Origin of the sequence: Saccharopolyspora sp. 7B (assembly GCF_020177435.1) — a bacterium.
GTDB lineage: Bacteria > Actinomycetota > Actinomycetes > Mycobacteriales > Pseudonocardiaceae > Saccharopolyspora_C > Saccharopolyspora_C gregorii.
This window is the reverse complement of the sequence record NZ_JAIUKC010000087.1, coordinates 37,816-50,672: the sequence shown is the minus strand read 5'-3', so window position 1 is coordinate 50,672 and position 12,857 is coordinate 37,816. Positions and strand designations below refer to the sequence as shown.

Here is a 12,857-nt window from a genome sequence, read left to right as displayed (position 1 = left end):
GCGACGGTGGGGGCGGTGGGGGGAACGGCTGAGCGCGGCGTTCCGGGCAGGTTTCCCGGAAACGGCCCCGCCGCCGGTGCGCGCTGGTAACTTCCGGTCGGTCCGCTCGAACCGGAGAAGCGGACCGGAGTGGGAACGAGGAGGCGGCGGTCGTGGCCGTGGCGTTGGTCGTGCTGGTCTCAGCGGTCGTGGTGGTCCTCGTGGTGGTCTCCACCAGGCGGGGTTCCGGCAGGCGGGTCTCCCGCGGACGCGGCACCGGCGGTGACGGTGGAAGCGGCGGGGACCAGGGCTGGGTGGTCCACAGCGCGGACGCGAGCGGGCACGGTGCGCACCACCACGACTCGGGGTCCGGCAGCGGTGACAGCGGCGGTGGCGACAGCGGCGGCGGTGGCGGCGACAGCGGTGGTGGCGGCGGCGACTGATCCGCGTCCGTCCTAACCGGACAGCAGCAGGAGTAGCCCGACGCCGGTCAGGAACACCATCGCCAGCACCACCGGCAGCTGGCCGACCCGCGCGCCGCGCGCGTCGAACAACCGCAGCGCCTGGTCGTGCGCGGCGGCGGTGCTCGCGATGTGGCCGAGCACGATCGCGTTGATCTGTACCATCGCCACCACTCCGGGTGAGAGCACCGAGTAGTCCGGCACGTTCCCGGCCGAGCCGAACAGGTCCAGCCCGGTCCCGAACGGATCACCGGCCAGGATGAACGGCTGCTGCCCCTCGATCACGAAGAACGAGAAGTAGTGCGCCACGCCGTAGCCCACGGCGATCGGCAGCAGCGTCGCGGCGAACCGGGCGGCCGGCGGCTCGGCGCTGCCGGACAGCCGCGCGCTCCACCGCATCGAACCGAAGTACAGCGCCGACACCCCGGTGACGCACACCAGCAGCCCACCGCTGCCCACCAGCACGTCCGGCAGCCCGGACGCGTTGCGCAGCGCCTGCCACCAGCTGGTGCGGGTGAACCCGTCGAACGCGGTGGAGCCGATCAGCACGCACGCCAGCCCGGCGAGCCCGGGGACCGGGTCGGCGCGCACCAGCCCGGCCAGCGGGTTGCGCAGCACCACCGTCCCGTCGGCCCGCCTGCCCAGCGGGGAGAACCGGGCCAGCAGCGTCGAGTACACCTCGAAGCCGTCGCCGCGCTCGAACCACACCGGACCGTAGCGGGCGGCCGCCGCCAGGTTCACCACCGCGTAGCCGACGATCAACGCGGTCACCAGCCGCGGATCGGCGCGGTCCGGCGCGACCAGCTCCAGCCACACGAACCCGAGCAGCCACGCGGCGGCGACCCGGTAACCGAGCCGCGGGGGCAGCGGGCGCGGCGCGCGTCCCAGCCGCAGCAGCCGCAGCAGGGTGCGCAGCGGGTTCACCGCCCGCCACACCGGCCCGAACAGCACGCTCACCGGGATGAGCCCCACCCAGAACGTCACGAACAGCACCCACGGGGCCAGGTTCCGGTTCGTCTCCGCCGGGCCGAAGGCGCCGACGGCGACCACGAACACCGCCAGCAGCAGCACGGCGATCCGCACGGTGCCGAGCAACCGGTCGTGGCGCACGGGCAACCGCACGGGCCGACCCGCCTCGGGGTCCAGCCACGGCTTCGACCACAGCGCGACGAGCGCGAGGAACGAGACGGCGACGGCGAGCGCGCCGCCGACGACGGCCGCAGCGCCGTTGAGCGGCAGGTCGGTGCGGCCGCCGAGGCCGTGCGCGAGGACCGCGGTGCTCACCGGACTGCCAGGCTGGGCAGCGACAACCCGGAGTGGTGCAGCTCGACCTCGAACACGCCGGGCATGTCGGCGGTGAACTCGATGACCCCGGCCCGCCCGGGGGTGAGCTGGACGGCCTCGTCGAAGCCGTGCACGTGCGCCTCGTCCGGCTGGTCGCTGCGCACCTGGTAGCGAACCTGCGAGCCCAGCGGCACCGGGACGCGCGCGGTGCCGGTGCGTACCTGCCCGCCCGCGACTTCGGCGTCGATCACGACGGGGGCGGCGTTCTCCGCGGCGGGCCGGTCCGCGGGCCGCGGGGCGGGCGCGCCGCAGCCGGAGAGCAGCAGGGCCGCCGCCGTCGACGCGCATCCGATGAGCCGCCAGGTCGTTGTCATGGCGTTGGTCCTTCCGAGGTCACTCCGGCCGTTGACAACAATCAATGTCACATTCGGGGATGACATTGTCCAGCTTCTGGTGTTCCATGACCCGCATGAACTCGACCCCGGCAGAGCAGCCCTGGACGACGCTGCTGGCGCAAGAGGTGCGGCCCGCGGGAGGTGCCGCGCTCGACCAGATCTTCATCGCCTCCGGCGGCGCCACCGCGCTCACCCTGCTGCTGCTCCTGCTCGGCTACGGGCACCGCACCGGGCGCACCGAGGTGCTCGCCCGGCTCGCCGAGCGCTCCCAGCGGGTGCTGCCCGGCGGGTTGCCCGGCTGGGTCGCGCTGCCACAGATCCTCGCGATGATCTCGCTGCTCACCGCGCTGCTCGGGATGTACTGGGACATCTCCCTGCACATCACCCACGGCCGCGACGAAGGCCCGCTCGCCAACGTCGCGCACTACCCGATCCTCATCGGGCTGTTCGGGCTGTTCGCCGCGGGCATGCTCGCCGTGGTGCTGCCCAAGGGCGAACCCGTCGGCCGCGCCGCCGTGCGCATCACCCGCGACTGGCACGCCCCGATCAGCGGCGTGCTGCTGGCCGGCGCCGGGTTCTACGCGCTGCTCGGCTTCCCCCTCGACGACGTGTGGCACCGCATCTTCGGCCAGGACGTGACCCTGTGGGGGCCGACGCACCTGATGCTCATCGGCGGCGCCGGGCTGTCCCTGGTCGCCGTGGTGCTGCTGGAGCGCGAAGGCAGGCTGGCCCGCGCCGACCTCGGCGAACCGCGTGCGCTGTCCCGGTTCGTGCACCGCGGCATGGCCGTCGGCGGGCTCCTGGTCGGGCTCTCCGTGTTCCAGGCGGAGTTCGACTACGGCGTGCAGCAGTTCCGCATGGTGCACCAGCCGTTCATGATCGCAGTCGCGACCGGGTGCGCGCTCGTCGTGGGGGGGCTGTGGGCCGGGCGCGGGGCGGCGTTGTTCGCCGTCGGGTTCTACGTGCTGGTGCGCGGCGGCGTCGCCGTGTTCGTCGGGCCGATCATCGGCGAGGAGTTCGCCGCGATCCCGCTGCACCTCGTCGAAGCGCTCTGCGTCGAACTGGCCGCGGTGTTCCTCGTCCGGCGCCCGCTGGTGCTCGGCGCGGTGGCCGGCCTGCTCATCGGCACCGTCGGCTACGCGTCCGAGTACGCCTGGACCCAGGTCGCTTTCCCGCTGCCGTGGAGCGCGGACATGGCCGTCGAAGGCGCCGTCATGGCCGTCGCGGGCGGCGTCCCCGGTGGCGTGCTCGGCGCGCTGCTGGCGCTGGCGCTGCGCGGCGCGCCGCCGAAGCCGAAGGTCTCGGCACCGCTGTTCGGCGGCGCCCTCGTGGTGATCGCGCTCGCCGTGACGAACGCGCTGATCGGCACCGCGCCGCCGGTGCGCGCCGACGTCACCCTCACCGACGTGCGCGGCGGACAGCAGGACCGCACCGCGCAGGCCGTGATCCGGATGAGCCCGCCAGGCACCGGGCAGGACGCCACCTGGCTCACCACCACCGGCTGGCAGGGCGGCGGCCTGCACGTTGACCGGCTGGTGCCGATCGGCCCGGACACCTACCGCACCACCCGGCCGATGCCGCTGCACGGCACCTGGAAGACCATGATCCGGTTCCACCAGGGCCGGGCGCAGGTCGCGATCCCCGTCTACATGCCCTCCGACACGGCCATCGGCCTGCCCGCCGTGCCCGCCGACGCGCAGTTCAGCCGCGACTCCCAGCCCGAGTGGCAGGTGCTGCAGCGCGAGACGAAGCAGGACGTGCCGTCCTGGCTGTGGGTGGTGGCCTCGCTGGTCGTGCTGGCCTGCTCGCTGGCCCTCGTGCTGTCGCTCGGCTGGGGCGCGCACCGCATCGGGCGCGTCGGCGCCGACCGGCCCGAGGCGATCGAGCCGGAAGCGGTCGAGCCCGGAGCGACCGAGAGCGGAGCCGCGGCGGAGAGGGCTGCGCGGTGATCCTCGCGGGCACGCAGATCCTGGCCAGCCATCCGATCATCACGGCCGTGCCGTTCTTCGTGCCCACCTTCGCGGTGCTCGCCGTCGTCGGCGTCATCGTCTACCGGGACCGCTGCCGGTCCGAGGACGGGGACGCGGTCGGCGGCGCGAGCGCGGACACCACCAGCGGCCCGGACATCGAGGACGGCGCCGACCCGGCCGGAGCCGGGGACGGCACCACCGCTCGGACCGGGGACGACGGCGCAGTCTGAGCCGGGGACGGCACCACGGCCCGAGCCGGTGCGGGCGCCGCGCGCGGAACCGCCGTCGCGGGCACCACCGGCCACCGCGACACCACCGCTCCCGGCGGCACCGCCACCACCCGCGACCCCGCCGACGGCTGAGGCCGTCCCGGTCACCGCGGGTTCCCCGCGGAGCCCGGATCCGGTCCGCCGCGGAGCTCGGTCGAGGGAAATCCCCGAAGTCGACCATGTGGCCCTTGTCACATTCGGCGCCCGAGGGCACTCTCGGAGACGTCGATGCGACGACCCGTACGAGAGGTGCTCGCCCATGGCTTCGACGACCGAACTGACCGATGTGCAGCGAGTGCTGGGGCAGCTGCGCAGCAGCGTGGGCATGCTCCGTTCGCGCTACGGCGACGCTGCGGCCGTGCGCCGCCTGAGCAACGATGTGGAACGACTCGAGATCGACCTTGCCGAGCTGTCCGCCCTGCCCGCCCCGCGCCGCGAGATGGCCGGCGGCGAAACGGTGATGGTGCCGGACACGCCCTACGACCCGGCGTTGTGGCGCGACGCGGACGACGAAGGGGTCGGCGGGCGCCAACCGCACTGAACCGGCCGCCCCGGGGCCCGCCCGGAACGACCCGGCACGACACGAGATCGAGGCGCACCAGGCCGCACCGGACACCGACGACGAGGTCAGCCATGTCCGCACTCCCCGGTATCGATCCGTTCGGCGCCGAACCCGCGCACCCGCCGGGGCCACCGGACCCGCGGACCCGGCGCACCGACCGGTGGTGGCTGGCCCCGCTGCTGACCGCCACCGGGCTGGGGCTGTTCCTGGTCTACGGCCTGATCCGCACCTTCATGAACACCGCCTACTGGGTGCCCGAGCACCACTACCTGGCGCCGTTCTACTCGCCGTGCCTGAGCGCGGCCTGCGTCCCCGGTTCGAGCCACTGGGGGCAGCCGTTCCCCGCGCTGGGCCCGCTGCTGCCGCCGCCGGTGTTCGTGCTGCCGTTCGTGTTCGGGTTCCGGCTGACCTGCTACTACTACCGCAAGGCCTACTACCGCTCGTTCTGGCTGTCGCCGCCCGCGTGCGCGGTCGCCGAACCGCACCGCACCTACACCGGGGAGACCCGGCTGCCGCTGGTGCTGCAGAACTTCCACCGGTACTTCTTCTACGCGGCGCTGCTCGTCGCGGGCGTGCTCACCTACGACACGGCCATCGCGTTCCGCGGTGCCGACGGCGGGTTCGGCGTCGGGCTCGGCACTCTGCTCATGGTGGTGAACGTGCTGCTGCTGTGGGCGTACACGCTGTCCTGCCACTCGTGCAGGCACCTCGTCGGCGGCCGCATCAACCACTTCTCCCAGCACCCGGTGCGGTACTGGCTGTGGACGAAGGTGACCGCGATGAACGCGCGGCACATGCAGCTGGCGTGGGCCTCGCTGATCTCGGTGGCGCTGGTGGACCTGTACGTGCTGCTGCTCGCCTCGGGAGCGTTCCCCGACCCCCGACTGTTCAACTGAAGGGCCCGCGATGCGGATCGAGCAGCACGACTACGACGTGATCGTGATCGGCGCGGGCGGCGCGGGGCTCCGCGCGGCCATCGAAACCCGGGAGCGCGGGCTGCGCACGGCGGTGGTGTGCAAATCGCTGTTCGGCAAGGCGCACACCGTGATGGCCGAAGGCGGCATCGCCGCGTCCATGGGCAACGCCAACCCGCACGACGACTGGCAGGTGCACTTCCGGGACACCATGCGAGGCGGGAAGTTCCTCAACAACTGGCGGATGGCGGAGCTGCACGCGCGGGAAGCGCCGGAACGCGTGTGGGAGCTGGAGACCTACGGCGCGCTGTTCGACCGCACCGCCGACGGCAAGATCAGCCAGCGCAACTTCGGCGGCCACCAGTACCCGCGGCTCGCCCACGTCGGCGACCGCACCGGGCTGGAACTCATCCGCACCCTGCAGCAGAAGGTCGTGTCCCTGCAGCAGGCCGACTTCGCCGAGCACGGCGACCACGAGGCGCGGCTGAAGGTGTTCCCCGAGTGCACCATCACCGACCTGCTCAAGGACGCCCCGGACGGGCGCATCGCCGGGGCGTTCGGCTACTGGCGGGAGAGCGGCCGGTACCTGCTGTTCCGGGCACCCGCCGTGGTGCTCGCGACCGGCGGGATCGGCAAGTCCTTCAAGGTCACCTCGAACTCCTGGGAGTACACCGGCGACGGCCACGCGCTGGCGCTGCGCGCCGGAGCCGCGCTGATCAACATGGAGTTCGTGCAGTTCCACCCCACCGGCATGGTGTGGCCGCCGAGCGTGAAGGGCATCCTCGTCACCGAATCCGTGCGCGGCGACGGGGGAGTGCTGCGCGACGCGGCGGGCCGCCGGTTCATGTTCGACCACGTCCCCGAGGTGTTCAAGGACGCCTACGCCGACACCGAGGACGAGGCCGACCGCTGGTACGAGGACCCCGAGAACAACCGCAGGCCGCCGGAACTGCTGCCGCGCGACGAGGTGGCGCGGGCCATCAACACCGAGATCGGAGAGGGGCGTGGCAGCGAGCACGGCGGGGTGTTCCTGGACATCGCGACCCGGCTGAGCCCCGACGAGATCCGGCGCAGGCTGCCGTCGATGCACCACCAGTTCCGCGAGCTCGCCGACGTCGACATCACCGCCGAGATGATGGAGGTCGGGCCCACCTGCCACTACGTGATGGGTGGCGTCGAGGTCGACCCGGACACCGCGGCTTCCGGGGTGCCGGGGCTGTTCGCGGCCGGTGAGGTCGCGGGCGGCATGCACGGCTCGAACCGGCTCGGCGGCAACTCGCTGTCCGACCTGCTGGTGTTCGGCAGACGCGCCGGCATCGGCGCCGCCGACTACCTGGCCGGCGCGGGACGGCCCGCACCGCGCGAGTCCGATGTGGACGATGCGGCGCGGCGGGCGGAGCGGCCCTTCGAACCCGCCGCGGGCGACGCGGAGAACCCGTACGCGCTGCACGCCGAACTCCAGCAGGTGATGAACGACCTCGTCGGCATCATCCGCACCGGCGAGCAGGTGCGGGACGCGCTGCGGCGGCTGCGCGAGCTCGACGGGCGGGCCCGGCACCTGGCCGTCGAGGGCAACCGGCAGTTCAACCCCGGCTGGCACCTCGCCCTCGACCTGCGGAACATGCTGCTGGTCAGCGAATGCGTGGCCCGCGCCGCCGTGCAGCGCACCGAGAGCCGCGGCGGGCACACCCGCGACGACCACCCCGGCATGGTCGCCGAATGGCGCCGCACCCTGCTGGCCTGCTCCCTCGGCAGGGACGGGGTGCGGGTCGACGAGCAGCGCCAGCCCCCGGTGCGCCCCGACCTGCTGGAGCTGTTCGCCGCCGACGAACTGCGCAAGTACTTCACCGACGAGGAACTCGCGGGCTGAGGAGGCCGAATGAGCTACCTGGCGCACCTTCGCGTGTGGCACGGCGACGCCGACGGCGGCGAGCTGCGCGACCACGTCGTCGAAGCCGAGGAGGGCGAAGTCGTGCTCGACCTCGTGCACCGGCTGCAAGCCACCGAATGCCCGGACCTGGCGGTGCGCTGGAACTGCAAGGCGGGCAAGTGCGGCTCCTGCTCCGCCGAGGTCAACGGCAAGCCGAAGCTGATGTGCATGACGCGGATGTCCACGTTCGCCACCGACGAGATCGTCACGGTGACGCCGCTGCACACCTTCCCGGTGATCAAGGACCTGGTGTGCGACGTCTCGTTCAACTACGTCAAGGCCCGCGAGGTCCCCGCGTTCGAACCGCCCCCCGGCCTCGCGCCCGGCGAGTACCGGATGCAGCAGGTGGACGTGCAGCGCTCGCAGGAGTTCCGCAAGTGCATCGAATGCTTCCTGTGCCAGGACGTCTGCCACGTGATCCGCGACCACGAGGACAACCAGGAGGCGTTCTCCGGGCCGCGGTTCCTGATGCGGCAGGCCGAGCTGGACATGCACCCGCTGGACGCCCGCAGCACCGACCGCGCCGGGGAGGCGCGCACCGAGCACGGGCTCGGCATGTGCAACATCACCCGCTGCTGCACCGACGTGTGCCCCGAGCACATCCAGATCACCGACAACGCGCTCATCCCGTTGAAGGAGCGCGCCGCGGACCGCTACTACGACCCGCTGCTGCGGCTGTTCCGCAAACGTCGTTGAAAGCCGCGCGCGCATTGCGCTCGGCGATGTGATCGGATGCAATGCGCGGGGGCGACGATCGGATGTCCGATCTGTTTCGCGGTGAACGACCTCGTTTCACCTGACGGGAATCGTGCACTTACGGTGGCTCGGATGAACGCGCACGGTGATCAGGCTCTTCGAATCGGTCTTTTCGGGCTCCGGATGGGCGCGCTGGGCGGGCTGCGCCTCGGCGGGCTCGAAATCGGCCGCGCGGGCGGTGTTTCAGCAGGCGAGGCAGCGGGGGCTGGCGGAAGTGGTCGCTGAGCTGCGGCATCGCCACCGTCCTCCACGTTTTTCCCGCGCTTTCCCAGCTTGAACAGTAAAGCCGCCGCACGCGGCGTGGGAATGATGGCAAAGTCCCGGTACGTGTCCCTCGGCACTTTCGCCCGAATCGCTCCCAGCATTCAGGAAAACGCCAGATGAGGACTGTCAAGATGGAGATCTTGAACGTCATCTCCGCACGTCGAGAAGGGGTGGCGGGTTCTAGCCACGTCTTTGTTCGAGCTCGATCCGCTGGTTACGTTCCTGGCATCCGAGTCAATTAGAGCAATCGACTCCAGTGCCTCGGGCGGTGCGTCCGCCGGGAAACTTGTCGGTTCGTGACGGAGGGAATCCCGTGAAGAAAATGCTGTTCGGTGCCGGAGCCGGTCTGTCGGCCGCGGCGCTCGTGGTCGCAGCGGTCCCCGCACTCGCCGCCGCCCCGCAGGAAGACCTGGCCCCGCTGACCATGCACACGGCCAACGCGGCCGGTGCCGGCGACTCCTTCGTCGTCAACCTCAAGGACGGCGCCAACGCCGCCGAGGTCGCCAAGGAGCTCGGCGTGCAGACCAAGCACGTCTACAACAACACCCTCAACGGGTTCTCGGCGACCCTGAGCCCGCAGCAGCTGCACGACGTCCGCGCCAACCCGGCCGTCGACGGCGTCTCGCAGTCCTTCCGCATCCAGGTGGAGAACCCGCACGCCGCGGCCACCGGGTCCTGGGGCCTCGACCGGATCGACCAGCCCGACCTGCCGCTGGACGACAGCTACACCCCGGCCCAGACCGGACAGGGCGTCACCGCCTACGTCATCGACACCGGCCTCGCCGTCGACCACCCCGACTTCGAAGGCCGCGCCTCCATCGGCTTCGACGCCACCGGTGGCGACGGTGCCGACGTCCAGGGCCACGGCACCCACACCGCGGGCACCATCGGCTCCAAGACCTACGGCGTCGCGCCCGGCACCGAGCTGGTCGGCGTGAAGGTCCTCGGCGACGACGGCAGCGGCACCACCGACGACATCATCGCCGGCCTCGACTGGGTCGCGGAGAACGCGAACGGCCCGTCCGTGGCGAACATGTCGCTCGGCGGCAGCAAGGACCCGGCGCTCGACGAGGCCGCCACCGGCCTGGTCGACAAGGGCGTGTTCCTCGCGGTCGCCGCGGGCAACGAGTCGCAGGACGCCGAGAACGTCTCCCCGGCCAGCGCCGAGGGCGTGTTCACCACGGCGGCCTCCGACGAGACCGACACCTCCGCCGAGTTCACCAACTTCGGCGCCACCGTCGAGGGCTACGCCCCCGGCGTCGACATCACCTCCACCGTCCCCGGCGGCGGCACCGAGGCGATGGACGGCACCTCGATGGCCAGCCCGCACGTGGCCGGCGCCGGTGCGCTGTTCCTCGAAGCCAACCAGGGTGCCGCCCCGGCCGACGTGATCAAGGGCCTGCAGAGCGGGGCCTCGACCGGCGTCATCCAGGGTGCGCCGCAGGGCACCATCGCCGACCTCCTGCAGGTCGAAGCGGGCTGACGCCCAGCACGATCCCGGTGTGGCCGGGCATCGACCCCAGCGGCGATGCCCGGCCACATTCTCGACCTCCTTCTTGATCGGTCAATGTCGACCGCCGACCCGCCGCGCCCCCGAGCGCGGCAGGCGGTCGTCACCCGCGGCGCGGGAACAGCGCCGCCCCGAGTGGCACCGCCTGATGCAGACGTTGGTTCGCGGTTCTGGCTTGACCAGAGGAAGAGCGGCTGAGATGTATCAACTCTTCATGGCGTTCGACGGGTTCGTCCCGGCGCTCACGGTCCTGTTCCCCCTCGCGGTGCTGGTCGCCGCCGTGTCCGGCACGGTGCGCAGCAACCGGCTCCGATCGGTGTCCCCGCTGCACGATCCGCTGATCGACGCGCTGCTCGTGTTCGCGGTGCTGTTCACCGGCTACCTCGTCTTCTACCCCCAGCCCGAGATCGCCGACCGGGTGGAGATGGAGCTCGGCAACGACCTCTACACCGCGTTGCGGGCCGCGCCCGGTGACATCCGCCCGTGGGTGCAGCTCGGCGGGAACCTGATGCTGCTGATCCCGATGGCGACGCTCGTGCCGCTGCGGGTCCGCTGGTTCGACGGCTTCGGCAAGATCGTGATCGGCGGACTGCTGACCGCGCTCACCATCGAGACCATTCAGTTCTTCTGCATTCCCGGCCGCGTCGCCTCCACCGACGACGTCGTGCTCAACACCCTCGGCGCCGCCGCCGGAGGAGTAGTCGTGTGCGCGAGCTGGCGACGCGCCGAAGCCCAGCTGCCCGGGCCGAACCACCGCAGCGCCGAACCGGACGACGCGCAGACCACCGTGTGGCGGATCATCGAGAAGATCGAGCAGGAGCGGCGGCCCGAGGCCGTCCCGGAGGGCGGCCCCTCGGACCGGTTCGCCGGCGCCGCCCGGCCCGCACGCGGCACCGGAGCGCCCGCGGCACCGGGCGGCCGGGCCCCGCATCAGCCGCGGTTGCCCGCGAACCCGGTGCCCGGCCCCGCCACCCCGGTCCGCGCGGCGGGCGCCGACCCTCGGGCGATGCGCGCCGAATCCCGGGCTCCGCGCCCCGCCGCCCGCCCGGTTTCGTCGCCCGGCCGCGCGGTCCCGGCCGCCGCGGGCCGGACGCCGACCCGCTCCCGCTGACGATTCCCGGAGTGAACGGACCGTTCGTCCGATCTAGTTGGTCGAACGGGCCGTTCACTCGGGGCTCGGCGCTTCGGGGCGGCGAACGGGAAGGGGTGAACGGACCGTCCGTCCGATCTGGTTGGTCGAACGGGCCGTTCACTCGAAGGTCGAAGGGCGCGGGGTGACCTCGGTGGGCGGGGGGCCCCCACCAGCTTCCGCCCGGCCACCGGGAACCATCCGGCGGCGCGCCACCGGATGGAGCTCTGGTCAGCTCTTGTCGGCCGGGTCCTTCGGCTTCCCCTGGAGCGCCTGGTTGCGGGCGCTGAACGAGCGGCCCAGCGCGGCGACCTCCGCCTCCATCTGCGGCATGATCTTGCGCAGCGACGGCGCCATCAGCCGGGCGACGAGCTTCGAGGACGGCAGGTTGCGCAGCCAGTGCATCAGCATGATCGAGCGCGGCACGTACACCCGGCGCGAGCGGCGCTCCACGGCGTTCGCGAACGCGGTGCCGCACTTCTCCACGGTGGTGGTGGCGTGCATCGGCCAGGGCAGCCGCTTGCGCATCTCGCTGTAGCTGCGCAGGTCGGTCTTCATGTCGCGCACCAGGTCGGTGTCGATCCACGACGGGTGCGCGGTGCCGACCGCGACGCCGAGGTGCTGGGTCTCGGAGTGCAGCGCGCTGGCCAGCGCGTCGGCGCCCGCCTTGCTCGCGGTGTAGGCGGCCATGCCACCGATCGGCGCGAACGCCGACAGCGAGGACACGATCAGGACGTAGCCGCGCTGCTCGATGATGTGCGGCAACGCGAGCCGCGCCGTGTGGAAGACGCCGTTGAGGTTCACGTCGACGGTCTTGGTGAACCCGTGCGGGTCCCCGTTGAGCACGGTGCCCAGCGGCGCGATGCCGGCGTTGGCGATCACCGCGTCGAGCCGGCCGTGGGCCGCGATGGTGCCGTCGATGGCGGTCTGCAGCGAGTCGGGGTCGGTGACGTCGGCCTCGAACCAGGTGTGGCCCTCGCCGAGTTCGGCGGCGACGGCCTTGAGCTCGTCGGGTTCGAGTCCGATCAGCGACAGCGTGGCGCCGCGTCGGGCGAGTTCCCGCGCGGTCTGCGCTCCGATGCCGCGGGCGGCACCGGTGATGAGGACGACTTTGCCGGGCGTCGTTGACGGCATGCGCGCTCCCGATTTCCTGGGCGGACCTTCACCTACTCCGAAGTAGCCTACCGCCAGTAGCTTACTTTCGGTAGGTCCAGCGACGCGCGCGGAACCGCACCGGAGCGAGGTGGAGTGAATGGACCGTTCGCCCAACCGGACCGGACGAACGGTCCGTTCACCGGGGCACCCGGAGATCGCCGAGACGCCGGCGCCGCCCCGCTGAATGCGGAGTGAACGGACCGTCTGACCAACGGGATGGGACGAACGGTCCGTTCACCCGAGAGACGTCCGGTGATCGAGTGGCCCCGCTGGATGCGG

At 71.9% G+C, this 12,857-nt stretch carries 12 protein-coding genes; 9 read left to right on the top strand and 3 right to left on the bottom strand.

Annotated elements, in window-relative coordinates:
* Nucleotides 1–152: 152 nt before the first annotated feature.
* Nucleotides 153–422, top strand: coding sequence for a hypothetical protein (locus LCD33_RS28925; RefSeq protein ID WP_255615167.1), 270 nt, complete (start codon nt 153–155; stop codon nt 420–422).
* Nucleotides 423–434: 12 nt separating this feature from the next.
* Here the strand turns inward: LCD33_RS28925 and LCD33_RS14965 are convergent, their stop codons facing one another.
* Together LCD33_RS14965 and LCD33_RS14960 are read right to left on the bottom strand one after the other, a co-directional pair.
* Nucleotides 435–1,724: a hypothetical protein gene (locus LCD33_RS14965; protein ID WP_224968710.1), complete on the bottom strand. Its 1,290-nt coding sequence runs from the start codon at nt 1,722–1,724 to the stop codon at nt 435–437.
* Entirely contained in the window at nt 1,721–2,098 is a 378-nt protein-coding gene (locus tag LCD33_RS14960; RefSeq protein WP_224977960.1) for a hypothetical protein, read from the bottom strand. Before LCD33_RS14960 ends, LCD33_RS14965 begins: the two co-directional genes overlap by 4 nt.
* A gap of 95 nt (nt 2,099–2,193) precedes the next feature.
* Here LCD33_RS14960 and LCD33_RS14955 point away from each other — a divergent pair, with 95 nt between their 5' ends.
* The 8 genes from LCD33_RS14955 (at nt 2,194) to LCD33_RS14920 (ending at nt 11,405) form a co-directional block, all read left to right on the top strand.
* A complete protein-coding gene (locus LCD33_RS14955) occupies nt 2,194–4,068 on the top strand; it encodes a hypothetical protein (protein ID WP_224977959.1) in 1,875 nt (624 codons plus the stop codon).
* Nucleotides 4,065–4,319 carry a hypothetical protein gene (locus tag LCD33_RS14950; protein ID WP_224959001.1) on the top strand — a complete coding sequence of 85 codons (255 nt, stop codon included), beginning with the start codon at nt 4,065–4,067 and terminating at the stop codon, nt 4,317–4,319. Before LCD33_RS14955 ends, LCD33_RS14950 begins: the two co-directional genes overlap by 4 nt.
* A gap of 298 nt (nt 4,320–4,617) precedes the next feature.
* Nucleotides 4,618–4,899 (top strand): hypothetical protein, encoded by a 282-nt coding sequence (locus LCD33_RS14945; RefSeq protein WP_224959004.1) that lies wholly within the window; start codon nt 4,618–4,620, stop codon nt 4,897–4,899.
* A gap of 92 nt (nt 4,900–4,991) precedes the next feature.
* Entirely contained in the window at nt 4,992–5,816 is an 825-nt protein-coding gene (locus tag LCD33_RS14940) for a hypothetical protein (RefSeq protein ID WP_224959006.1), read from the top strand.
* Nucleotides 5,817–5,826: 10 nt separating this feature from the next.
* Entirely contained in the window at nt 5,827–7,704 is a 1,878-nt protein-coding gene (locus LCD33_RS14935; protein ID WP_224959007.1) for a fumarate reductase/succinate dehydrogenase flavoprotein subunit, read from the top strand.
* Between the two features lie 9 nt (nt 7,705–7,713).
* Nucleotides 7,714–8,460 (top strand): succinate dehydrogenase/fumarate reductase iron-sulfur subunit, encoded by a 747-nt coding sequence (locus LCD33_RS14930; protein ID WP_224959008.1) that lies wholly within the window; start codon nt 7,714–7,716, stop codon nt 8,458–8,460.
* A 646-nt stretch (nt 8,461–9,106) separates the two neighbouring features.
* A complete protein-coding gene (locus LCD33_RS14925) occupies nt 9,107–10,267 on the top strand; it encodes a S8 family peptidase (protein ID WP_224959010.1) in 1,161 nt (386 codons plus the stop codon).
* Nucleotides 10,268–10,493: 226 nt separating this feature from the next.
* Nucleotides 10,494–11,405, top strand: a complete 912-nt coding sequence (locus LCD33_RS14920; protein WP_224977958.1) for a VanZ family protein — start codon at nt 10,494–10,496, stop codon at nt 11,403–11,405.
* 249 nt (nt 11,406–11,654) lie between these two features.
* Here the strand turns inward: LCD33_RS14920 and LCD33_RS14915 are convergent, their stop codons facing one another.
* A complete protein-coding gene (locus LCD33_RS14915; RefSeq protein ID WP_224968812.1) occupies nt 11,655–12,557 on the bottom strand; it encodes an SDR family oxidoreductase in 903 nt (300 codons plus the stop codon).
* Nucleotides 12,558–12,857 lie beyond the last annotated feature (300 nt).

Bases quoted from the DNA above. Each gene is read 5' to 3' on its own strand.
- LCD33_RS14915 (WP_224968812.1), bottom strand. From the start codon at position 12,557: ATGCCGTCAACGACGCCCGGCAAAGTCGTCCTCATCACCGGTGCCGCC.
- LCD33_RS14940 (WP_224959006.1), top strand. From the start codon at position 4,992: ATGTCCGCACTCCCCGGTATCGATCCGTTCGGCGCCGAACCCGCGCAC.
- LCD33_RS14945 (WP_224959004.1), top strand. From the start codon at position 4,618: ATGGCTTCGACGACCGAACTGACCGATGTGCAGCGAGTGCTGGGGCAG.
- LCD33_RS14960 (WP_224977960.1), bottom strand. From the start codon at position 2,098: ATGACAACGACCTGGCGGCTCATCGGATGCGCGTCGACGGCGGCGGCC.
- LCD33_RS14935 (WP_224959007.1), top strand. From the start codon at position 5,827: ATGCGGATCGAGCAGCACGACTACGACGTGATCGTGATCGGCGCGGGC.
- LCD33_RS14955 (WP_224977959.1), top strand. From the start codon at position 2,194: ATGAACTCGACCCCGGCAGAGCAGCCCTGGACGACGCTGCTGGCGCAA.
- LCD33_RS14925 (WP_224959010.1), top strand. From the start codon at position 9,107: ATGCTGTTCGGTGCCGGAGCCGGTCTGTCGGCCGCGGCGCTCGTGGTC.
- LCD33_RS14920 (WP_224977958.1), top strand. From the start codon at position 10,494: ATGTATCAACTCTTCATGGCGTTCGACGGGTTCGTCCCGGCGCTCACG.
- LCD33_RS14930 (WP_224959008.1), top strand. From the start codon at position 7,714: ATGAGCTACCTGGCGCACCTTCGCGTGTGGCACGGCGACGCCGACGGC.